General features: G+C 43.3%; 23 protein-coding genes. 5 read left to right on the top strand and 18 right to left on the bottom strand.

Annotated elements, in window-relative coordinates:
* Positions 1 to 35: 35 nt before the first annotated feature.
* Positions 36 to 203 carry a YvzF family protein gene (locus tag BA1_RS18555; protein WP_008356641.1) on the bottom strand — a complete coding sequence of 56 codons (168 nt, stop codon included), beginning with the start codon at positions 201 to 203 and terminating at the stop codon, positions 36 to 38.
* A 112-nt stretch (positions 204 to 315) separates the two neighbouring features.
* On the opposite strand from BA1_RS18555, the gene BA1_RS05800 reads away from it, so the two are divergent.
* The 4 genes from BA1_RS05800 to BA1_RS05785 are packed head-to-tail and all read left to right on the top strand — an operon-like array spanning position 316 to position 4,348.
* Positions 316 to 1,740, top strand: coding sequence for a spore germination protein (locus BA1_RS05800; protein WP_008356639.1), 1,425 nt, complete (start codon positions 316 to 318; stop codon positions 1,738 to 1,740).
* Positions 1,727 to 2,821 (top strand): GerAB/ArcD/ProY family transporter, encoded by a 1,095-nt coding sequence (locus tag BA1_RS05795; protein ID WP_008356636.1) that lies wholly within the window; start codon positions 1,727 to 1,729, stop codon positions 2,819 to 2,821. Before BA1_RS05800 ends, BA1_RS05795 begins: the two co-directional genes overlap by 14 nt.
* Positions 2,818 to 3,939 carry a Ger(x)C family spore germination protein gene (locus tag BA1_RS05790; RefSeq protein WP_008356634.1) on the top strand — a complete coding sequence of 374 codons (1,122 nt, stop codon included), beginning with the start codon at positions 2,818 to 2,820 and terminating at the stop codon, positions 3,937 to 3,939. The genes BA1_RS05795 and BA1_RS05790 overlap by 4 nt, the downstream gene beginning before the upstream one ends.
* A 37-nt stretch (positions 3,940 to 3,976) precedes the next feature.
* Positions 3,977 to 4,348, top strand: coding sequence for a hypothetical protein (locus tag BA1_RS05785; protein WP_008356632.1), 372 nt, complete (start codon positions 3,977 to 3,979; stop codon positions 4,346 to 4,348).
* A 43-nt stretch (positions 4,349 to 4,391) separates the two neighbouring features.
* On the opposite strand, the gene liaR is transcribed toward BA1_RS05785, so the two are convergent.
* The 7 genes from liaR to BA1_RS05750 all read right to left on the bottom strand — a co-directional run bounded on the left by liaR (position 4,392) and on the right by BA1_RS05750 (position 9,671).
* Positions 4,392 to 5,027, bottom strand: coding sequence for a two-component system response regulator LiaR (liaR, locus tag BA1_RS05780; RefSeq protein WP_007500305.1), 636 nt, complete (start codon positions 5,025 to 5,027; stop codon positions 4,392 to 4,394).
* On the bottom strand, positions 5,024 to 6,088 hold the full coding sequence (gene liaS, locus BA1_RS05775) for a two-component system sensor histidine kinase LiaS (protein ID WP_008356630.1): 1,065 nt from the start codon (positions 6,086 to 6,088) through the stop codon (positions 5,024 to 5,026). The genes liaR and liaS overlap by 4 nt, the downstream gene beginning before the upstream one ends.
* Positions 6,085 to 6,849, bottom strand: a complete 765-nt coding sequence (gene liaF / locus BA1_RS05770; RefSeq protein ID WP_034738505.1) for a cell wall-active antibiotics response protein LiaF — start codon at positions 6,847 to 6,849, stop codon at positions 6,085 to 6,087. Before liaF ends, liaS begins: the two co-directional genes overlap by 4 nt.
* 31 nt (positions 6,850 to 6,880) lie before the next feature.
* Positions 6,881 to 7,750 carry a LiaG family protein gene (gene liaG / locus BA1_RS05765; protein ID WP_034738503.1) on the bottom strand — a complete coding sequence of 290 codons (870 nt, stop codon included), beginning with the start codon at positions 7,748 to 7,750 and terminating at the stop codon, positions 6,881 to 6,883.
* Positions 7,751 to 7,861: 111 nt separating this feature from the next.
* Positions 7,862 to 8,527 carry a stress responsive protein LiaH gene (gene liaH, locus BA1_RS05760; protein WP_008356623.1) on the bottom strand — a complete coding sequence of 222 codons (666 nt, stop codon included), beginning with the start codon at positions 8,525 to 8,527 and terminating at the stop codon, positions 7,862 to 7,864.
* Between the two features lie 15 nt (positions 8,528 to 8,542).
* The gene (locus BA1_RS05755; protein WP_008356621.1) at positions 8,543 to 8,935 is read right to left on the bottom strand and encodes a hypothetical protein; all 393 of its coding nucleotides are present in this window, start codon (positions 8,933 to 8,935) and stop codon (positions 8,543 to 8,545) included.
* 166 nt (positions 8,936 to 9,101) lie between these two features.
* A complete protein-coding gene (locus BA1_RS05750) occupies positions 9,102 to 9,671 on the bottom strand; it encodes a cob(I)yrinic acid a,c-diamide adenosyltransferase (RefSeq protein WP_008356619.1) in 570 nt (189 codons plus the stop codon).
* 189 nt (positions 9,672 to 9,860) lie between these two features.
* Here BA1_RS05750 and BA1_RS05745 point away from each other — a divergent pair, with 189 nt between their 5' ends.
* A complete protein-coding gene (locus tag BA1_RS05745) occupies positions 9,861 to 10,607 on the top strand; it encodes an SDR family NAD(P)-dependent oxidoreductase (RefSeq protein ID WP_034738528.1) in 747 nt (248 codons plus the stop codon).
* Positions 10,608 to 10,642: 35 nt separating this feature from the next.
* Here BA1_RS05745 and pdxA read toward each other — a convergent pair whose 3' ends face one another.
* The 10 genes from pdxA to BA1_RS05695 all read right to left on the bottom strand — a co-directional run bounded on the left by pdxA (position 10,643) and on the right by BA1_RS05695 (position 23,090).
* Entirely contained in the window at positions 10,643 to 11,647 is a 1,005-nt protein-coding gene (gene pdxA / locus BA1_RS05740; protein WP_008356614.1) for a 4-hydroxythreonine-4-phosphate dehydrogenase PdxA, read from the bottom strand.
* Complete coding sequence (locus BA1_RS05735; protein WP_008356613.1) at positions 11,623 to 12,966, bottom strand: four-carbon acid sugar kinase family protein; 1,344 nt, start codon at positions 12,964 to 12,966, stop codon at positions 11,623 to 11,625. Before BA1_RS05735 ends, pdxA begins: the two co-directional genes overlap by 25 nt.
* A 25-nt stretch (positions 12,967 to 12,991) precedes the next feature.
* Complete coding sequence (locus tag BA1_RS05730) at positions 12,992 to 14,776, bottom strand: sigma-54-dependent Fis family transcriptional regulator (RefSeq protein ID WP_174549233.1); 1,785 nt, start codon at positions 14,774 to 14,776, stop codon at positions 12,992 to 12,994.
* 146 nt (positions 14,777 to 14,922) lie between these two features.
* Positions 14,923 to 16,098, bottom strand: a complete 1,176-nt coding sequence (locus tag BA1_RS05725) for a sialidase family protein (protein ID WP_008356609.1) — start codon at positions 16,096 to 16,098, stop codon at positions 14,923 to 14,925.
* A complete protein-coding gene (locus tag BA1_RS05720) occupies positions 16,095 to 17,501 on the bottom strand; it encodes a sodium:solute symporter family protein (protein WP_008356606.1) in 1,407 nt (468 codons plus the stop codon). The genes BA1_RS05725 and BA1_RS05720 overlap by 4 nt, the downstream gene beginning before the upstream one ends.
* Before the next feature lie 72 nt (positions 17,502 to 17,573).
* Positions 17,574 to 18,746 carry an iron-containing alcohol dehydrogenase gene (locus BA1_RS05715; RefSeq protein ID WP_008356604.1) on the bottom strand — a complete coding sequence of 391 codons (1,173 nt, stop codon included), beginning with the start codon at positions 18,744 to 18,746 and terminating at the stop codon, positions 17,574 to 17,576.
* Between the two features lie 4 nt (positions 18,747 to 18,750).
* Positions 18,751 to 19,653, bottom strand: coding sequence for a 4-hydroxy-tetrahydrodipicolinate synthase (dapA, locus tag BA1_RS05710; RefSeq protein ID WP_008356603.1), 903 nt, complete (start codon positions 19,651 to 19,653; stop codon positions 18,751 to 18,753).
* A gap of 179 nt (positions 19,654 to 19,832) precedes the next feature.
* On the bottom strand, positions 19,833 to 21,119 hold the full coding sequence (locus tag BA1_RS05705; protein ID WP_008356600.1) for a heme ABC transporter ATP-binding protein: 1,287 nt from the start codon (positions 21,117 to 21,119) through the stop codon (positions 19,833 to 19,835).
* Entirely contained in the window at positions 21,116 to 22,174 is a 1,059-nt protein-coding gene (locus BA1_RS05700) for a FecCD family ABC transporter permease (protein WP_008356598.1), read from the bottom strand. Before BA1_RS05700 ends, BA1_RS05705 begins: the two co-directional genes overlap by 4 nt.
* A complete protein-coding gene (locus BA1_RS05695) occupies positions 22,140 to 23,090 on the bottom strand; it encodes an ABC transporter substrate-binding protein (protein WP_008356596.1) in 951 nt (316 codons plus the stop codon). Before BA1_RS05695 ends, BA1_RS05700 begins: the two co-directional genes overlap by 35 nt.
* Between the last annotated feature and the right edge of the window lie 120 nt (positions 23,091 to 23,210).

The raw sequence follows: 23,210 nt of genomic DNA, 5'->3' as shown, positions 1-23,210 counted from the left end.
AAATCCTTTAAGCGTTTTCAATTAAAATTTTATCTTTATTTTAATTTTAGTTCAATATAAACGCGGACATCTTTGGAATATTTGTATTTCGGATTCGTTTTTCCGTAATCTTTTGATGTATAGGTCACCTCATAATACTTGTCAAATGACTGTAGAATACGGTCGATCTCCTCTTTTGTACCTGCTAAACGAATTTGTGCCATCTTGTGTCCTCCAAAACCCTCATTCTTTCTTTTACCACAAAATAATGTAACACAGAATATTGTTTTTTCAAGCAGGTAATGCTAAGAAAAAATGTTGAGGCGGGTGATCCTTTTGAAACAGACTCCATTAAAAGAGCACTTATACGATAATCTCTCTGTCATTCTCCCGCAGTTAAAGGACATGGATGATTTGATCCATGAGAAAAAAACATTACCTCACGGACAGGTTGTCTACTATTTATACATTAAAGAAATGAACGAAACGATGCAGATTCAAACCTTCTTAAAGCTGCTGCTGCAAGATCATTCCTCTTTGACAAAAGAGAAGCTGGAATCCAATTTATCAATGATGACCACCCGTTCTGTGAAAACCTCTGAAGAATTGCTGGAGGCGATTTTCGAAGGACATTGTGTCGTTCTGATTAACGGATTTCAGCATGCTTATATTCTAGAAACACATGGAGCGATGAAACGTAGTTTAGGGGATTCTACATCTGAAACCGTGGTAAGAGGGCCGAAAATTGGCTTTATTGAAGATTTAGATACGAACTTAGCTCTTGTCAGACAGCGCTTGAAAAATCCTGATCTCAAAACCGTCGATATGAAAATCGGTCAGAAGAAACTCACCCAAGTGACCATTATGTACATTGACAATATCGTAGATCCTTCTGTTTTAAAAGAAGTGAAAAAACGGCTCAAACAAGTCACCTTTGATGACATACAAGACTCTGGCGTCCTTGAAGAACTCATTGAAGACAATGTGTATTCGCCGTTTCCGCAAATTCAAAATACAGAACGGCCTGATAAAGTTGCCTCTGCTTTGAACAACGGACGCGTCGCTATCTTTGTCGATCATTCACCTTTTATATTAATTGTGCCTGCTTCCCTTGCGACGATTATGCAGTCACCTGATGATTATTATGAGCGCTGGATTTCCGCCTCTCTTATACGATTGTTGCGGTTTATCTCGATCTTTCTCACCTTGTTTTTATCAGCCATCTATATTGCCCTTGTCTCCTTTCATCAAGGTCTTCTGCCCACCACTTTGGCTATTTCGATTTCAAGCACAAGAGAGAATGTCCCTTTTCCACCTATTGTCGAGGCACTTATTATGGAAATGACCATTGAACTGTTGCGGGAAGCCGGCTTACGACTACCAAATCCACTTGGTCAAACGATTGGACTGGTGGGCGGAGTTGTCATTGGACAAGCGGCTGTACAGGCTCATATTGTGAGCTCCATCATGGTCATTATCGTCAGTGTCATCGCTCTTGCATCCTTTACGGTTCCGCAATACGGAATGGGCATGTCCTTTCGTGTGCTCCGATTTGTGTCCATGTTTACTGCGGCTACTTTTGGATTATATGGGATTGTTTTATTCATGCTCGTTCTGATGACACATTTGACGAGGCAAAAAAGCTTTGGGACGCCTTACTTCTCACCAGATTTTGTGTTCAGTTATAAAAACAAAGACAATTCCATCATTCGACTTCCGCTCAAAAGTCAAAAGAAAGGAGAACGATATGGTGAATCATAAAGAGTCAATTTCAAGCTATCAGGCAAGTGCCATTATCTCGAATACCACACTAGGCGCAAGTATGTTGGTTCTGCCCAGATCAATGGCTCAGGCAGCGTCCACACCTGACGGCTGGATTGCACTCTTACTAATGAGCGTCATTTACATTGTCTTTATTTTTGCCAATGTACTCATGATGAAAAAAGTCCCTTTCTCCTCTTACTATGATTATACAAACGAAGGGCTTGGGAAGTGGATCGGCACCATTGCCAACCTCTTGATCATTATTTATTTTCTTGGCGTCGCCAGCTATGAAGTACGCTCGATGTCGGAAATGGTGAAGTTCTTTCTGCTTCAAAACACACCTATAGCCGTGACGATGCTCAGCTTTATTTTGGTCGGCTTTTATCTTGTGATTGGCGGTATAGGCGACTTTGCGAGGCTGTGTCCTTTTTTTCTCATTGTCACACTCATTATCTTATTTGTGGCCTATGGACTCAGTGTACAAGAGTTTGAGCTCGATAACCTCCGGCCAGTGCTTGGAGAGGGCTTCTCCCCTGTCTTTCAATCCTTTAATGCTTCTGCCATTTCATTTGTCGGCATTGAAATGATGCTCTTCATGCCCGCTTATATGAAGTCGCAGAAACATACCTTTGCTTATGGGGCCGTCGGTTTTTTAATTCCTGCGATCATCTATATCTTCACCTATATCCTTGTAGTTGGTGCGCTCACGGTGAAAGAAACGGCTACCCTCACCTGGCCGACCATTGCATTGTTTCAATCATTTGATATTCAAGGGATCTTTATTGAACGGATTGAATCCTTTCTTTTGATCGTATGGCTTGTTCAGCTTTATACGAGCTTTGTAGGGTATACGTTTTTTGCCGCAATGGGGGTATCGAAACTGACCAAGTTTCCAAAAAAAGTGGTGCTTGGTTTAATGGCCGTCGTCATCTATCTTGCCGCCATTTTTCCAAAGGATGTTGATACGGTTCGGGTTTATTTAGCCTATGTCAACAACTTATTTTTCTTGTTATTCGGCATCCTCCCATTTCTCTTATTCATCATCGTGTTTTTCAAAAGGAGGCGAAAAGCAGCATGAAAAAGAAAGCGGTCTTTGCTTTCCTGACGCTTGTTTTATTAAGCGGGTGCTGGGATAGTACTAATATCGAGGAGCTCAACATGGCGATTGGGTTTGCAGTGGATAAAGGCGATCAGGGGCATAAATTAAAACTGTCTATGCAAGTGCTTGTTCCGCAAAAGATTGATCAAGAAGCAAGTGTCAAAGATCCGACGAAAATCATTGAAACAAATGGTGATTCAGTGCATCAAATTTTTCGCACAACTGCTTTAAAGGCGCATCGTATTTTCGCTCAGCAGTTAAGAATTTATTTGTTTTCTCAGGAGCTTATTCAAGAAAATAATTTTGATTTGGTTATCAATCAATTCATTCGGGACAATGAAACACGAAGGGGCAGCCTCGTCTTTATGGCTTCCGAAAAGCCTGGGGACATGCTGAAAATTAATGATGACGGACAACCCGCCTCTTCCACCTTATATGATATATCTGCAAATATGAAAATGACCGTTCGTATGCTTAAGTCCGTTTCATTAGGAGATATCTCCTCTGCTTTGCAAAACAACGTATCCTTTGCCATTCCGAAAGTCAGTATCAATCAAGGGAAATTAATGATCGACGGCGCCTCTATCATTAAGAATAGACGGTTTCTTACCAACATCTCTCCCTTAGCGGTTCAATCATACAATCTGCTGACAGGGGACGGCAAGGGCGGAGTGATTGAATTTGAATATGATCACAGCATCTATTCGTTTGAAATATTTAAACTCAAACACAACATCGAGACCCGTAAAACAGCCAGCGGCAGATATGAATTCGATGTATCAGTTCACCTAGACGGAAGATTGTCTGAGGACTGGAATGAACGAGAAAATTCATTTAATGAAAAATACATCCAAGAGATTGAGAAAGTCGTGGCACGAAGATTAGAGGAAAACGTGAAAGATTTCATCGAAGAATTACAGCACGAGATCAAAGCAGATATTTGTGGGTTTTATCAAAAAGCAAGTATTGCGTATCCGAAGGAATACCGAAAGGAAGCGAAAAATTGGGATGATATTTTTAGTGAATCGGATATTCGTTACAAGGCAAATGTGAAAATCCGTGACTTCGGGACTAAGGGCGCAACACAATCCTTATAGAGTATGTTAAAATGGTAAGAAAAAAAGGGTGTCAATCATGAAACGAGCTTTACTTTCGGCCGGCATTCTATTTTTGATTCTAGGAATACTTCTGTTAATCGTTGTATTCGTGCAATCAAAAGAAGATTTCTTCATTGAAGCCGACAGCTTTACAAGCACATTTTTGATCGTGATTTATTATGGACAAACCCCTGCGCTCCTTCTTGTGGGAGGCGGTTTATTTGTTGGACTTTCACAGATCATTGATTTGCAGGAGAAAAAAGCGGCAGTGGCAAAGGAAAGCGTAAAGCTGCTATCCGAGATGAAGAAAACCCTGGAAGACAAATCGGCCAAGGAGCAGGAGGAGGCTTTCCCAGTTCCAGAGCTCCATCAACTCTCCGAACGTCCAATCACAGGACAGAAGGACTAATTTCACGCATGTTCTAGCAGCTTTCATTTGAAAGCTGTTTTTTTTATTGAATCAGCTTATGGCGATGGGCATACACTGCCGCTTGTGTGCGGTCTTCTACATCAAGCTTGGAAAGAATGTTCGTAATATGCGTCTTGACTGTTTTGATGGTAATAAACAGTTCCTCTGCAATGACCTTATTCGATTTCCCATCTGCAATCAGCTTTAATATTTCCATTTCTCTTGCGGTTAACGAATCGTGCAGAATCGACCCATTTGATGAATGACGGAGTTTGTTCATGACCTTTCCCGCTACTTTTGATTCAAGCCGCGGCTCTCCAATACTGGCAGATCGAATGGCATCAGCAATTTCCCCTGCCTTCGATGTTTTTAATAAATAGCTCAAAGCACCAGCCTCAATGACTGGGTAAACTTTGTCGTCATCAATAAAGCTCGTCAGCACGATAATTCTGGCATCCTCTATTTCCTGACAAATTCTTTTCGTTGCTTCGATGCCGTCCATTCCTTCCATGACAAGATCCATTAAAATCACGTCTGGCTTTAATTCAACCGCTAGTTCTACACCTTTTTGTCCATCTGACGCTTCACCGATCACTTCAATATCAGCCTGTGCCTCTAAAAAGGCAGCAAGCCCCATTCTCACCATTTCATGATCGTCAATTAAAAGCACTCGAATCATCGAACGTTCTCTCCTTTTCCGTCATCAAAAATGGGAACCTTCACATCTATTTGTGTGCCTTTTCCCTCAAATGACATAATCTCTGCGACACCGCCTACTTCACTTGTTCTTTCCCGTATTGATTCAAGTCCGTAGGAAGCGGTCTTCACATGATCCGTTTGAAAACCGATCCCGTTGTCGATAATTTTCAACTGAACTTGACGGTTTCGAATGAGCAGACGTACCGTCACCTTTGTCGCCTTTGCATGCCTAAACACATTGGAAAGGGCTTCTTGCACAATTCGGAACAGATGATCCTCCACTCCTTTAGACAGCGGGACATCATCTTCTATCTCCCAATCAATATCAATTGGCTGCTTTGCCTGAAATTCATTAAGCAGCTCGATCAAGCCTTTTTTCAAGTCTTTCCCTTCAAGTGTGATCGGCCTTAGATGCAGAAGAAGTGCACGCATCTCATTTTGTGCATCGCCAGCCATTCGTTCGACAAGACGCATTTGCTTTAAAATCTTTTCATCCTTTTCCTTCATGCCTTCAAGAATCGCAGAGGTCATCATGGAAATCGCAAATAATTGCTGGCTGACCGCGTCATGCAGTTCACGGGCTAGACGCTGACGCTCTTCTGAAACAACCGATTTTTTCATTTGAACCTGCCATTCAGCACGCTCATTCGAAAGCTTTTGCAAAGAGGCTACTTGCCCTTCAATCCGTTTTGCCATTTCATTTAATTGATCAGCCGCCAAACCAATTTCATCATCACCTAAAGACGGCAGTCTGTACGCAAAATTCCCATTTTCAAACTTCAAGATCGACTCCACAATCTGATCCAGGCGCTTCTTATGCTGATAGCCAAACACATGGCCGGCTGATACACCAATGACAAGACTAATGATGAGTAAAATGCAAAAAAACGGGATGCCGAACCACCGTGTAGACAGCAAGATCATGGGGTCAAGCTGATAATAAAAAAACATCGGCAGTGTCGTCATGATCACAACACCAAGCGAGATACCAACTGCGAGACGAACAGATTGCCACTGGATGCCTAAATGCAGTTTTCTCATAAGTACCTCACGTCCACATCCCCAATCAGTAGAGAAATGGAGATTTTCACTTTTCGCTTGCTCTCATCGTAATCATTGGTCATCACATATACTTTACTGCCAAATCCGCTTCTTTTTTCATCAATGATTTTCATATCACCAATCGCAGCCGAAGCACTCACACACACTTCAATGTCCTGCGAAACGTAAATATCCACATCTCCGATGAGTCCGCTAATGACGATGGTACTTTCTTCCTCTGCGATGATGGCCTTTGATAAGTCGATTTTGACATCACCAATGAAGCCTGAAATCGTCAAATCACTTAATTGAAACGGCTTTTTCATCAGCCTGACTTCCCCAATAAAGAAGTCATGTTCTTTTCGTGGCTTTGTCTGGCTTTTTGTTTTCTTTTGACCGCTCTTTTTTTCAAGATCGACTTTCAATGAAGGCTTTTTCTCGTCTCTCGACTCCTTTTTATCGACATCAAAAACAGGTTTGTTCTTTACTAAACGATAGCCCGCATAGATCAAAAAAGCAGCAAATAAATACCCCGTTAAGCTAAACGTGATATTTAGCAGGAACTTCAGGAAGAGAAAGCCGGCAAAAATATAGGATACCGAACCGAGCCAACGTTTGGATCGTGAGTGCAGCCAATAGCCAGCAAGTGCAAAAAACACTGGCCAAAATAGGTCAGCTCCGATCCCAATAATTTTGAGAAAAAGATTGATACCAAAAATCACAACAATGATGCCTAAAATTTGATTTCTTGAAAAACGCAGTTGACTCGCCCCCTTCCTTTATGACGTATCATTACCGTAGTTTTAAGTTTCCACTTGTCATCTCAATATCGACTAAGTGTGCCCCATTTCCCCGTGTGCCTGTAAAGCCTCGACCTTCACTATCCGCTTGATCAAACTGATACGAATGATCGACGCTTCCACTCGTTTTTTTCACTTGGACTTTGAAATCTCCCTCATCTGGCAAGTTAAGTGTCGCACTGCCTGACGTCATATGAAAGTCAACCGGTGACTCAATTGTATCAAAACTTGCCGTCAACCTGCCGCTTGTCATGCCTAGTTGCAGCTTTCCTTTTATATCTTGAATATCGGCACGACCTGAAGTTGCACCAATATCACTTTCCTTCGCATCAATATGAGACACTGAGAGTCTGCCAGAGGTTGCTTTAATTTCCACACGTTTTGCTGAGAAATTCTCAGCTGTGAGGTTTCCGCTTGTTGATTTGAGCGTCACATCTTGAAGAGACAGCTTTCCTTCGCCATTTACTTCACTCACGCCGCTTCCACCTGTAATCTTCACATCTTGATGATAATCTGTTGGAATTTTGACTAAGAGTTCTCCTTTTTCAAATTGAGAGAAAAACAAAAACCCTTTATTTTCAGCACGAACTTTGAATGTCCCGCCTGTTTGCTCCGCATACATTTTCCCTTTTCCACCTACGACCATTACGGAAATATCAGAACGATTCTCAGGCTTCACTTTCACACGAAATCCAGAAAGAGAGATATCTAATTGATCAATCTCATCCTTTTTCGCTGAAGCTGTTGTCACCGCTTGCTCTTTAGAAAAGCTCAAATGAAAGAGATCTCCATTTTTGAAAAGCATCCCAATCATTAACAAAACACCAACAAGTATACAAATTAGACCGATTAACCGTTTCATTTATACCATCCCTTTACCCTTTGACCTTTTTATTATAAGGAAAAGCGAATCAGAAAGAAATTAAATATCGGAAGAAAAAACCTGCTTTTCTTCCGATTTGACACATTTTCCTTAGTTTGCTTGCTGTTGTTCAGGCTTTTTTTCCAGCTTCAGCTTCTGCCATTCCTTTTCAACCTCATCATCGTAATCTAGATGAGCATACGCACCTTGACCTGCAAATCGTGCATAGCTGCCCGCTTTTGTCTCCATTTCCTCGATACGGTTCTCCATTCGTAAGAATTCCTTATATGCACTTTCACTATCTACTTTATTAATGGATTCATTCATATACTGCTTTGCCTGTGCGGCATTTGCTCTTGCAATCAGCGCTTGCTTCTTGTCTTTCATATCACGCATCTTTGTTTCTAAATGCTGCAATTGTTCTTTTAGCTCTTTCAGCTGTTTCACAGATTGCTGGTAGGCATCTTGATACTCGTTGTGCTTTTCTTCAAAATACTTCATTTCAGTGAGCGCTTTTCGTGCAAGCTCTTCTTCTCCTGCATGAAATGCCAGCTCAGCCTGCTTTTTCCGCTTACCAGCAAGTGCTTCTGTTTCCTCTGCTTTTCGCAGGAAGCCTTGCTGAATGGTCTGCTGTTTGATGATCGCATGTTTCGCTTTGGCCATATCACCTTCCATATCACGAACGTATTGATTGAGCATGACACGTGGATTCTCCATTTTATCTAAGCCCTCATTCACTGTCGCAACAAACATATCCCTTACTCTTCTTAATACCATTTGATATTCCTCCCTTTATTTTTTCTTTAAAAAGTCTTCCCACTCTTGATCAAATGACGTGTGAATTTGTTTATCCATGTTCGGCGTCGTGTTTGGCTCCATATATGAGCTGCCTGATGATTGTTTTGTTGATTCACCATTTATCATTTTCCAGCCAAAGTAGAGAAGCGCTGCTGCAAATGCGATTCCGAGTAAAAATGGCAGAGATTGCACGACGAGCAGGACACCGATCACAGCGAGAATGACACCTGTTGTTTTACTGCCTTTATCATATTTTTTGACACCTGCGTAAATGAGCCACGCCCCAATTAGAGTTGGGATCAGCCCCCCTATTGAACCACCAAAAAAGATGGATAAACCGACAAACATTAGAATCGAACCAATGATGGTTTTACTTGTTATTTTCATCTTCATGCCTCCTTTCTTGCTCCTTGCTTTTACTATAGTCGAAAAAGAAAGCCGGCAAAACGTGTCGTAGATTGATCTTTGATTGCGACCAGAGTCGTAACGATGCTCAGACTGACCGATTGAATCCATTAAAAAAAGCACTCCTCGATTAGAAGAGTGCTTTCCCTTATTTAGAATGGAACACATCTGCACTTCGTTCATACTCAACATCAGCTTCACCGAGCCGATGATTCACAATACGGGCGGCTGCAAATAAATAGTCAGATAGACGGTTCACATATGTGAGGGCAACAGCTGGAATGTCCTCCTGCTTCGCGAGTGTCACAATATGCCGCTCGGCTCTTCTGACAACTGTCCGCGCCACATGTAAGAGGGCAGCGCCTTCCTGGCCGCCAGGTAAAATAAATTTGGTGAGTGGCGCAGCTTCTTCTACATAGACATCCATTCTTTGCTCAAGGGCTGCCACAGATTTTTCCGTTAGCTTGCCTTCTTTCGGTGGTTTCACCGCTGCCAAATCGCCGCCGCAGTCAAAGAGCTCATGTTGAATGACAATCAGCTCAGACAGAATATCATGAAACAATTTGCCATGCCGCCGTAAGTTTGCATGGGCAAGCCCAATAAAGCTATTTGCCTCATCTAACGTACCGTACGCTTCTACTCTTATGTCGTCTTTATCCGTTCGCCCGCCAATCAAGCCGGTTTGACCTTGATCACCGGTTTTGGTATAAAGTTTCATTGCGGTTCCCCCTTGTCCATTTCTTGTTCCTTTTAGTATACCCTGTATTGTAAAAGATGTATTTGTTTTATTATGAAACACTTTTTCTCAAACGTTCTTCAATCCCACTATATATGTTGAATGATGAAACACCACACTTTATAATAGAATGAAAGCGCTTTTTAATTTTAAAAGATGGGCGGGATGTATGTGACTTTACAAAACAAAGTAGCGATTATTACAGGGGCAAGCAGAGGAATTGGCCGTGCCATTGCAGAGACACTCGTCCGTGAGGGGGCTCGCGTTGTATTGAGCGGAACGAATGAAGATCTATTGCAAGACGCTTGCTCCGCACTGAATAAAGAAGAGACATGCGCTGTTTATGTAGCCGGTGATGCTAGCTTACCAGAGACAGCGGCCTCCCTCGCTCTGCAAGCAAAAACACATTTCGGACAGATTGATATATTGGTTAACAACGCCGGGGTCAATTTGCGAAAATCAACAGTCGATACATCCGTTGATGAATGGAAAAGGTTGATCGATATTAATTTAACCGGTACGTTTCTCATGTGCCAAGCTGTCATACCTGACATGATCAAACAGCAAGGCGGGAAAATTGTTAACATGAGCTCGACAACCGGCAAAACCCCTCATCATAATGCATCACCTGCTTACGGGGCATCAAAGGCCGGGATCAATTATTTAACGATGCATCTCGCAAAAGAATTAGCAGCGCACCGCATCCATGTAAATGCTGTCTGTCCTGGCCCCATTGAAACTGATATGAGTAAACAGTGGAGTGCTGAATACCGCAGCGCTGTGTTAGAAAGGATTCCGCTGAAAACAATTGGGACACCGGAGCAAGTCGCAAACGTGGTCGCCTTTTTAGCCTCTGATCAGTCTGATTTCATTACAGGAGAAACCATCAATATGAATGGCGGCACGTATATGAACTAGAAAAAGAGCCTCAATATGACGGCTCTTTTTGGTTCCTATCGTTTTTCTCTCGTACCAGAGAGCATGATCGCCTGTCTAATGGCCTCTTCCATGCTCGCAGAATCAGCCTTTCCTGTCCCTGCAATATCAAATGCCGTTCCATGATCAACACTTGTACGGATAATAGGCAGACCTACCGTAATGTTCACACCTGATTCTAAGCCGAGCACCTTAATAGGCCCATGTCCTTGATCATGATACATCGCCACGACGATATCAAAATCGCCTCTTGTTGTCCTAAAGAACAGAGTATCAGCTGGCAGCGGGCCAAATACTTGAATCCCTTCACCCTGTGCTCGTTCCACCGCTGGGATGATCTTTTCCTCTTCTTCTCCATTCCCAAACAGCCCATTCTCCCCAGCATGCGGATTAATGCCGCATACAGCAATTCTAGGTGCAGAGATACCGGAACGGACGAGTGTCTCATGAGCCAGCTTAATCGTTGTGTATACACGCTTTGGGTTGATTTTTAAAATGGCATCCATTAATCCAATGTGTGTCGTCACATGCACCACTTTTAAATTGGGAGCCGCCAGCATCATGGCATAATCCTCCGTACCCGTCAGATCAGCTAAAATTTCCGTATGCCCTGGGTACATATGACCTGCCTTATGAAGTGCTTCCTTGTTTAACGGTGCTGTACAAATCCCATCAATTCTTCGGTCATTCGCCAGTGTAATGGCTTTTTCAAGATATCGAAAAGCGGCATTCCCTGCTTCTTTTGAAATATCCCCTACCGGTATATCACCAGTTAAAAGCTTAAGATCAAGGCAGGGAACTGCGCCAGCTTTTACCTGCTCCGCTTCCTCGGGCTCTGTAATACTGACAATCTCCACATTTGTATCCACAAACTCTTTCGCCCTATTTAATATACTGGTGTCCCCAATCACAAATAGAACAGCTTCTTCATGTAAACGGCTTTGCTGGAAGGCTTTTAAAATAATTTCAGGACCAACGCCAGCCGCATCTCCCATCGTTACAGCAATGATTGGTTTTGACATTCGTCTTCCCCCTCTATGTTTTTCAGCACTTCTACCGCATGGAGCACAGAATCTTTTTGACCGTATGCCCCTGCTTTGGTGACCGCATATAAATGAGTATCAACGAGCCGCCCAAGCGGGATGCCGGGTTCAATTTCTTTCAGCAGCTGAATTCCCCCCGCTCCAAGCTTATGGCATATCGCACGTGCTGTATCACCGCCAGTTAAAAAAAGGCGTTTCACCCCTGTTAATTCAACAATGTCTTTTGTGATCATTCCAAGACAGACAGACAAGGTACTCCCGACCTCTTGTCTTGTCATTCCTTTTGCTTTGCCGTAAGCCAGCATCTGTTCAACGATTTCAGGCCTTGCGTCCGTATAAAGAAGAATATCTTCATCCTGACGCATAAGCAGCTGATCCATGACTGATTTTCTTTCCCACGCTTCACAGCCGTTTAATACATTTAGCGGGTTCACTTTCACCTCAAGGCAATCATGCTGATCTCGTAAGTAAGCAAACTGTTCATTTGTCTTTTGAGAAGCACTTCCTGATACGATGAGAACAGGCTCTTTTTTAGGACGAATGCTGCTTCGTTGCTTCGCAACATAAGCTGATAATGCACTAGCCAGTCCTGCTGAACCGACCCATAGCACTCTTTGATCCATCTTCATAAACAATTCAACAATCTGAGTTAAATCATTGTTCGTTTCTGCATCACACACAAACCATTGATGACCATGTTTCAATAAAGATGCGACCTCATGACTCGTGTCGGTTAGCGCTGAATGGATCGCTTGCTGCGTGAGATTTTTTGGTCTGACATTTGTCTGCTCAGCAATTAAGTCTGATATGCTGGATGTCAGGACAGGCGTTTTCGGGTCCTTTGCTGCCTCTGACAGATGAACAGGCACACCCTCCACATAATGAATGCCATAAGCAGTAGATCTTTTTGCATCGGGATAAGCGGGGGCAATGACGGCTGCATCAAACCGGCCAAGATCCATCAGTGCCTGCAGTTCAATCCCAATGTTTCCTCTTAACGTTGAATCTACTTTTTTAAAGAAAAGGTGCAAATGCTCTTGTAAAAATGGCTGCACCACTTGACTGACCTCATTGTACGCTTTTTCAGAAGGCATACTTCGTGAGTCTGTGTCGACAATCAGTACATCCTCCTCCTTGTACCGGCTGATGTCATCAAATGACGGCTTGAACAGTACGGAGGCTTTTAAGCCTGCTTTCACAAATTGAACACCGGTATCACTTGCGCCTGTTAAATCATCCGCCACAATGATTACCTTTTGCTCTAGGTTCGCTCCTTTTTTTAATAGATCGTTTGTCATTTAGACACCTCGGTCTCATTGCATATTATTCCTTTAGCTTTCTCCACAGCGTCGTACGGTTGATATTCAGCCGCTTCGCTGCTTTTGATTGATTCATATTTTCCTCTTCTAGCACCGTTCGAATAATCCGTCTTTCAATTTCATCAAGCGTGCCATGTAAATAGCTCGACAGCTGCTTTTCTTCATGTTCAGACGCGAGCTGATCAATTGCTGTCTTCGCTTTACTCAATGTGATATATCCGCTTTTTGTCGTCAGCACAAGCTCTTCCATGATCCGCTTGAACTGCCGGACATTTTCTCTAAATCTCTGATTTTGAAAGGCTTCAATCACCTCTGCTGACAGCCCGACAACCTGCGTACCATAAAGAGAATTCAGTTCGGCAATAAATAACCGGCTCATATCCTCAATATCTTCTGCCCGTTCAGATAAAGGCGGGACATGAATCGTGAGCTCCTGTAAGCACATATATAGTTCCTCACTAAATGCTCCAGATTGCATCAATTTGAACAAATCCACTGTAGATGCAGCCATCCAGCGAATGTGCTGCCGATGATGAAAAAGCTGCTCGACAATGAGTGGCTGCATATCCATTGGGACACCATCAATATCCTTCAGAAAGATCGTTCCTTTTTGATGCACCGGAATGGCTTTTACATCATCCGGTTCGGTCAAACGTTTGCAATGAACCGTCATAAAGCTCTCATTTTTTCTCTCGCTCATTTGATGAATCGCAAAAGCAAGGCTTGATTTACCAGTTCCTTGTTCGCCATAGAGGCAAATAGAGCGATCCGTTTGGCTGAACGCCTTTGCCCTTTGGATCACATCTTTCATTTTTGAACTCTGTTCGGTAAAAAGAGCAAATGGATGTGCTGAATGAACAGGCGCTGCCAGCGTCCATATACGATGACCCTCTCTATTGATCACAGCAGAAGGCTTCTCAATTGTCACCAGCATCTCGCCTTTAGATAACAAACTGCCTTTGACATGCCACATGTGCTGCTGATTGGATATTTGAGAGAAGCCGTTTTGCTTTCCTTCTCGAACCGCTTTCACTGCCGGTTCAAGCGCTGGACACCATGCCACCACATCGACATGAGATGTAAACGGTGGAAATAATCCTTGTTCAGTCCATTGTTTCAATTGTTGATTGATAAAATGAAGCTGATTGTCTTGATCAATGATCAGCATTCCTTTTGACTCTTGATCAATCATTTCTCGAAAGAGGCGCTGCTCAGCTGTAGCCTCTTTATATAAACGGTACATTTGTTTTGCTTGATGGAACGCTTCCTTGACAGATTCACGGCCAGAGGTAATCAGCATGCTTTGCATCCCAAGCTCCTTGGCCGCTTTATCTGTAATCACATCCCCAAGCACAACCTGCGTTCCTTGTTCCTGTAATTGCTTTAAGAGATCCCAGACTTCTTCCTCTTTCTGCACTGTGTAAATATCAATTTTAATCCCGTATAACTCTCCAATGGTGCGTACACCTTGTGTAATATTTTCAAAACCAACAACTGCTTTTTTCCCTTGGTAATCTTTAATCAGCGTGAGGGCACGAAGCAGATCGTAACCTGATACAGGGATATCCACCACTGGAATGTTGACATGCTTTTGAATAAGCGCAGCTGTTCCTCCGCGGCTCATAATGATATCCATTCCTTGAGCCTCTGCCTGTTCTGCCAGTGCAACACCTGACCTAAGGTCTCCGACTTCAAGCTGGAATGTGATATTTTTTTCTTCTTTGGCAAGGTCTATTAATACATCTCCCAATCCTTTATACGGCGCAATACCTAGCACTTTTATATTCATGAAAAGGACCCCCATTTTTTATCTCTTCATTGTGAGACATACCTTGAGGGAGTCCAAAGGTTAACAAATTGGGACAACCCTCCAAACATCAATTATAAATGAAGCAAATGAGGGTTACAATTCACAGAAACAGGGCTCCCTTGCGGTTAAGACGTGTGATGTGTCCATTCCTCTGTCACACATACATACTTGATGGCCTGCCGATAAAAAGTAAACGCAATGTGCAGCTTCCCATCTTTTCCTTCTGTGATGGATGGATATGAATACTCTCGATTCAATTTATCCTTTGAATTGTTTGTCATGGCATAGCCATCACCGATTTCAAGGTTACGTCTGACGGGCCATGTTGCACCGTCATCCTTAGAGATGGCAAGTGTCATTGGGGCACGAGGCGTTCCCCAAAAAGCTGGTCGTGCCTCTGTATCAACAGCCGTCCGTGTATCGCCTTCATCCTCAATCTCGTCATATAAGGAGGCTCTTCTTTCTGTTTGATCATCCGCATTGATATGGTTATAAACGAGGGCGAGATGACCATTTTGGAGCACCGTAAATTGAATGGATGAGTTATTGTTCGGCAGCTCTGTCGCCTTTGGCTCGGACCATGTCCGTCCGTGATCCACTGAGCGGCTCATATAAATCGAATCAGCAAACCGGCTTCTAAAGAGGGCAATCAGGGTACCATCAGCACATTTTCCAATATTCATATGAACACAGCCCGTACTGTTTGGCACGATGACCTCTTCCCACGTCTTGCCTTGATCCGAGGAAATTTTCACAGCACTGACATCTCGGTTCCCTGTCCATTTGACACCAGGAATCGTCTTACAATAAAAGACGGGAAGGAGCCAATCATCATTATCCAGCACAACAATAGGCTGACGAATAAACGTGCCGGGCTGATCAAATAAAGTGCCAATCTCCCCCCATGTCTCTCCTCTATCCTCTGATACACGATATCTCACAATGGCCGTATCTTGATTTCCAGATAGCTGCGCTGTATAAAGCAGCCACAGCCTGCCACTTTTCTCTTGAAAAAGAACTGGATTTTGTTCAGATCGTGTAGAATCATTGGATAGCTTCACAGCCTCTGTCCATTGGTCACTTCCTTGCTTGAGCCTTGACATATAGATAGAGATATCAGGAATTCCTTCTTGTGTTCCGCCAAACCATACACATAGCACATCCCCATTATCCAGCTCAATGAGATTAGCCGCATGGTTTTGCACGCAGTTTGTTGGGAGAAAAGCTTCTTTTCTCACGGGGTCTTGTTTATTTTGTCGTAATATTCCATCTATTTTGATCGAGACGTCTTCATTTGTCATGATAATTCTCCTTTCAGTTGTTGATCCTTTTTCGTCGGCGGGCTGATCAATCGATCAATCACCAGCACTAGGAAAGGAATGATAATCGCTACGTACATATTATCGATACCGAATGGATTATCGAGTAAATACCAAACCGTCGTAGCAATACCTGAAGCAGCAAGACCAATGGTTGCCCCTCTATTTGAATTAAAATATGGCAAGTAAAAGCCCATTGCCGCTACAACAGCGATTGATGTTCGAAGTGCTCTTGTAAAGAAGGAGAGAGACAGCAGCTCAGGCGCAAGGGCAACCCCCAAAAGCGGCACAATCCCAACGATGACAGCTACATACCGAGTAATCTTCATTCGCTGCTCCGGTGATGGTTTCATTTTCGGCACATAAAAGTCATCAATGATCAGCGTGGTTGTTGCAAGCGCAACCGTTGACACACCGACAAAGATGGATGCTACAAGAGATGTCGCCACAACAGCGCTCAAAATCGGATTCATATGCTGTAAAAAGACAGGAAACGCGTAAATAGGTTCTATGTCTGGGTACAAATAACGTGCAGCGACACCGATGACCCCGATCGCAATGGCGAGTGGCAAACAAAGGAGTGCTGCATACAGGGTCGATTTCTTTGCCTCTCGTTCACTTTTCGACGAGGTGATGGCCTGAATGATAAACTGCGTCGCAAAAATGGCTCCCATGTTTCCTATAAACCAAGCTCCGATCGTTCCCCAACCGATTGTGCCATCCCATGTAAAGAAATGATCAGGCAGGCTTTGTTTCATCGGCTCAAAGCCTTTCGTTAAATAAAGTGCTACCCCTAGTGTAATTAATATCCCCGCATACTTCACGATCGAATGTAGGATGGTGACCCATGCAACCCCTTTCATTCCTCCGAACGTAAAATAAAACGTACTGACAACCGCCGTAATGATGGCACAGGTCATTAAAGGAAGCCCAAGAATCGATGCAATGGCAGCTGAACCACTTAAATAGTTTCCTAGATTCACAAGGAGCAATGCTGCAATCATGATAACAGAGACGACCAGCTTCGTTGATTTTCCAAACTTCTGATTAATAATACCTGAAATGGTGTATTGCCCTGTTCGATAAAACTTTCCGACTAAGAAAAAGGAAAAGATAAAAAAGGCAATCGCAACTGTTATAACAGACCATGAAGCGGACAGCCCATGCGTAAATGCAGATTCTGCTGTTCCGACGGTGGATTTCGTTCCAATGAATTCACTCATTAACAAAATACCGACCACAATGGCTGGAAGTGACTTAGCTGCATTGTTGAATTCTGAATTGGACTTACTGCGGAATCGCATCGTCAGCCAAGTCGTAAACAGGATATAGATCATAATGACGATTAAAATAAATGTGATGACAGAACTGCTTAAAACATTCACTTAAAATCCCCCTTTGTGTGAAAGCCGTGTGAAGCAACTTCTTATGTCCCATCCCAAGTGACGTATGAAGAGTTAGGCGTCGAGCAGTTTCATATAGACCTGTTCAATATCAGAGACAGACATTGGCTTCGGGTTGTTGTCCATTAATCTCTTCACCGCTGAAGCTGCTTCAGCAAGTGCCGGCACATCCTCTTTTGACACGCCAAAGGCTTTGAGCTGTTGAGGAATGTGTAAATCCGCTGTCCACTCTTCAATCTGACGAATCAAATGCTCTGCAAGCGTATGCTTCGAGCCTTTTTCTTCTATCCCTATCACCCTAGCAACATCTCCAAGACGATCAATGATATGATCTGCATTAAATGCCGTGACGTGAGGAAGAAGCATGGAATTAGCGACACCGTGAGAAATCTTGTATTTTCCCCCTAACGGATAAGCCATTGCATGAACTGCTGCTGTCCCAGCACTTGTGAGTGCCATTCCCCCATACATTGCACCAACCAGCATATCCTCTCTTGCCTTCACATTCTCCCCGTGATGATACGCTTCTTGAATACTTCCAGAAATCAGCCTCATGGATTCGAGTGCGAACATATCACTGAATGGATTGGCTTTATTGGAAATATACGATTCAAGCGCATGCGTAAACGCGTCCATACCTGTAGCTGCGGTAATGGGTTTCGGTAAGTTGAGCGTAAGTACCGGGTCCAAGATCACAAGGTCCGGCAAGAGATGCGGGCTGACCATTCCGATTTTTAGTTCCTTTTCTGGAAAGGTGACAATCGCATTTGGTGTCACCTCTGATCCCGTACCAGATGTTGTTGGAATCAGAATCGTCGGAACCCCTCTTTTTCTCACAAGATTTGTACCAATGAGCGCAGAAATCGGCTGATCATTCGTTTTTAGAACAGCTAAAATTTTTGCCGCATCCAGCACACTTCCACCGCCAATCCCAATGATGGCCTCATGCTCCCCTTTTAAAAATGTCTGGAATACATCCTCGATATTTTCTTCTGTTGGTTCTGGCTTAATCTCTGTGCAGATCTCACTGGCAATCCCTTTTTTCGCAAGCTCTCTTTTGATTTGGTCTGCATAACCAAGCGATACGATGGATGGCTGCGTTAAAATAAAGATCGATGTCAGTCCGCTAAGTCCTAATAAATCTAACTTTTCTCCAAGGAGCTCCAGAGAATGAGCCCCAGATACAATGTGTGATGCCGTTTGAAACTGATAATGCGTTGTCGTCATCTCTTCACTGCTCCTTTGCTGATTTTGCTTGCGTGCGATAATTCTCGATCATGTGTGTCACAGCTTCTAAAGCCTCTCCAGACAGCTCTTTTACCGGGCTTTTTGGCGGACCAACGGGAAGTCCTGAAAGCTCTGCTGCTTTTTTTAAAGGCGCTGGTAATGTGCCTAAAGTGAATGTCGCTCTTAACGGCTGCAACTGCTGCTGAAATTGCTCACTTTGATCAAGCTCACCTTGTTGAAAAGATTCATAAAGTCCAACGACAATTTTTGGAAGAACATTTGCCGTTGCCGCAACTGCGCCTGATCCGCCGAGCTTCAATGTCTCTAAAATGAGTGAATCTGTTCCTGCAAGTACGACAAACTCTTCATCCTTTGTCACATCCAGATAAGCCTTTATATTGGCAATGTCTCCACTGCTGTCCTTAATGCCCAGCACGTTCGGCAGTGAGCTGAGCCGCAGAACCGTCTCTGGCGCAAGTGATACACCCGTTCTTGATGGGATGTTATAGAGCAGAATGGGAATCCTCACGTTTTCTGAAATGCGGCGAAAATGCTCATACAGCTCTTCTTGTGATGGCGCAACAAAATAAGGTGTGATGACTGACAGTACATCTACGCCTATATCTGCGAGCTTGTTTGACAGCCTGATCGTTGCTTCAGTGCTATTTTCACCTGCTCCAATGAATACCGGCACCCGTCCGGCCACAGCATTTACAACAGTTTCAGCAATTTGAAGCTTTTCTTCCTCTGAAAACAAATGAAACTCGCCATTTGTTCCTAAAGCAAAGATGCCGTGCACACCTGAATCAATCAAACGGTCAATGAGTTGCTTTGTCACTTCCGGATGAAAATCCTCTTCTTTTGTAAGCGGTGTCAAAATAGCTGGAATAATTCCCTTAATATTCAAAAGATCCTCCCTTTCTGAATGTTGCATTTTTAAACACATATTCATTTAAACGCTTTCATGATTCTTATTATAAAAGTAATTTGATTTATTTAGCAACATATTTTTAGATTTTTTCAAATGTTCAGCGCATTCTTTAAAGATCTGTTGATGTTTTCAACAAAAAAAGCGAACCAGTCGGTTCACTTTTTTCTTGCAACCAATGTATGAAGAAGACGCTGCACTTTCTTTCGTACCCTTTCGTGCAAAAGAGCATCATGTTCCTTTTGCTGCGCATGAGCAGAAGCGATACAAAGATGATGGATGGGAACGCTTGTCTCTTGTTGAATGATGTGCATCAGCTGCCCCATCATTTGAACAGACGCTCCATCTGATAATGATTCTTTCAGCACAAGCCAAACGGACAGCTCTCCTTCCTGATGCATTCCATAAAGAAGGACATCTTCTTCATCATCTTGAGCCGCGTATTCCTTTGGTTCACCCGATTGTTCAAGAAACAATATGCCTTCTCTATCATCTAGCATTTCATGGAGAGCTTCAGTTCCCGTTCCGAGTGACCGTTTCCAAAAGAAGCCGCCGTTTTTCTCATGTGAGGAAAGGATGCGAAGCGGCTGTTTAATGGAAAACGTCATTCCATGTGATCCATGTGTTTTCCAGCCCTCCGCTAATTTCACACATGATCTGTCAGAAGTGGCCGCCGGCTCGATCATCAGCTGGGGGTTTGCTCGCAGTGGATGCTGAAGCGGCGTCACAACGGTTTCATACACTCGGTTTATCCGTTCAGTGGTCAAAACGTGATGCGGATCTCCTAGCATCTCTGCCTTTCCCTCGTGAAGCAAAAGCAGCCGATCACAATACAAACTGGCGATATTCACATCATGAAACACACCGATGACCGTTAATCTAGAGGAAGAGGTCTCTTCTCTAATCAAATCGAGCAATTCTTTTTGATAGGCTAAATCAAGAAAGCTAGTTGGTTCATCCAGCAATAAATATTCAGGGCGCTGCGCTAACGCTTGGGCTAAATATACCCGTTGCTGCTCTCCCCCGCTTAATTCATGGATGGATTGATCCTTAAATTGAGCCACATCGGTTTGTTCCATCACTGTGCTGACGACCTGCACATCTTCTTTTGTGACAGATTGCAGCCATCCTTTCTGATAAGGATAGCGTCCAAACTGGACGGTTTCTTCCACCGTAAATGAGAAGGCTTGATCGGTCTTCTGCGGAAGAACAGCCAGTTTTTGCGCAAGTGCCTTTGGCCGATAGGACTGAACTGGATGGGCGTTCAGGTATACTTGACCGCTCTTTGGTGCTAAAACACCTGCGATCATTTTAAGCAAGGTCGTCTTACCGCTCCCATTTGGTCCAAGGATGCCAAGAAATTCTCCTTGATTCACCTCAAAACTCACGCCGCGAATGACCTCTTTTTCACCATATCCACCTCTGACTTCCTTCACTTGAATCATAGATGCGTCCCTCCTCTATATCTGCGAATGAGGATCATGCCAAATACAGGTGCACCAATTAATGCCGTGATGATGCCAATAGGCAGTTCCGTCGGCTCGATGATTGTACGGGATAACACATCTGCTAAAACAAGAAAAGAAGCGCCGTTTAGCATAGACAATGGGAGGAGATGCCGGTGATCCGTGATAGATAAAAGACGGATAAAATGCGGGATGACAAGTCCTACAAATCCGATCGTCCCTGACACTGCTACCGCACTGCCCGTCAGAATTGAACCAGCAAGCAGAACCACATATTTGCTCCTTGTCACATGAACCCCTAATAGCTTTGCCTTTTCCTCCCCGTACGTCATCACATTTAAATCTCGTCCCATCAGTATCAGTGCAAAGGTACCAATGAGGAAGAAAGGAAGGAAAAGAACGATATAACGCCAGCCCCTCATGGACACACTGCCTAAAAGCCAATGAATAATCTCTTTTAAATCATCACCTGTTAAAGCAATCATTAATGAAATGAGCGCCCCCAAAAACGAACTGAAAATCACACCCGTCAAAATTAAAGAGGAGATGCTCATTCCTCGATGAACAAGACGTGCAAAAAAGAGGACGAGACATAGCGTCACAAGTGCTGTTGTCATACTCAAGAAAGGCAGTGTAAAAGTGCCCATGAAAGGAAGCTGCAGGCTAAAAAATAAAGTCGCTACGGCTCCAACAGATGCCCCTTGAGATACCCCTAGTGTATAAGGATCTGCGAGAGGATTTTTTAATAAACCTTGAAAGGCTGCACCAGATAACGCCAAAGCCGCCCCTACTAATGCTGCTAATATCACTCTCGGCAGCCGGATATTCATCATGATATTGCGGTCGATCGCATCAATGCCCCCGATCTGAACTCCGAATAGTTCATGAACAAATATGCGGATAATAGAAGGAATGGGAATTCCTAAACTGCCAAATGAGATTCCCATTCCAATACTCATCACAAGAAGGAAAACACTTAGTGCGTATGCAATGATTACTTTATTTGAACGTGTCAGGATAGATGCTTTTCGCAAGAGCCTCGACTCCTTCAACCAATCGCGGCCCCGGTCTTGATGCGAGATCCGTATTCAATTGAAAGACTTGTTTTTCTTTTACTGCTTTAATGGCATTCCAGCCATCTCTTTTTTGCAGATCAGCTAAGCTAGAACCATCAATTGTGACAATGACATCAGGATTTCGTTTGATTATTGATTCTTCCGTCATTTGCACCCAGCCAGTTTGATCGCCTGCAACATTTTTTGCGTGAATGACAGAAAGCATTTCGTCCATAAATGTGTTTTTACCTGTTGTGTAAATTTCAGGCGTCCCTGATACTTCGACAAAGACTGTTTTTTGTTTGTCTTTGGAAATGGACGCTGCTCGTTTCTTAAGGTCATTCAGTTTTGATTTCATTTCATTTATAAGCTTCGTTGATGCTTCTTTCACACCGGCTGCTTTGCCGATCATATTGATAGACTTGTACACATCTTTGAAGGAGGCTGCATCTTGAACAGTCAGCACTTGAATACCTGCATCTTCAAGCTGTTTAAATCCTTCTTTTGATCCCATTTGAGATGCATGTGCTAATACGAGGTCAGGCTTTAAGGAAATGATCTTCTCTACATTGAATTCAAGACCGCCAATCTTCTCTACTTTTTCTACTTCCTTTGGATAATTGTCAAAATCTGATCTTCCAACGATTTTATCTCCAAGGCCAAGTGCATAGGCAACCTCTGTATTACTTGGAATTAACGAAACAATCCGTTTGGGCTGTTCTTTGATTTCAACTGTTTTACCAGCTGCATCTTTGATTGAGACGGGAAAGGCCGCAGCTGCTGTCTCTTTATGTTGCGAATCACTTGCTTTTTGATCTGTTTCCGCACCTGCACATCCTGCTAAAACACCCATCACAAGTAATAATGAAAGCCAAATGCCTGTCAACTTCTTCATGAATAAACCCCCTGCTTTATGTACTGCTTGACGACATCTCTTCCGTCAATTCTTTTCTAATTTCGGGAATATTATACTACAGTGCAGATAGGTTGTATATGTGATTTCCAAAAGCGTCTT

It is taken from the genome of Bacillus xiamenensis (assembly GCF_000300535.1).
GTDB lineage: Bacteria > Bacillota > Bacilli > Bacillales > Bacillaceae > Bacillus > Bacillus xiamenensis.
Note: the sequence above shows the minus strand (reverse complement) of the source record. Positions and strands in the feature narration are given on the sequence as shown.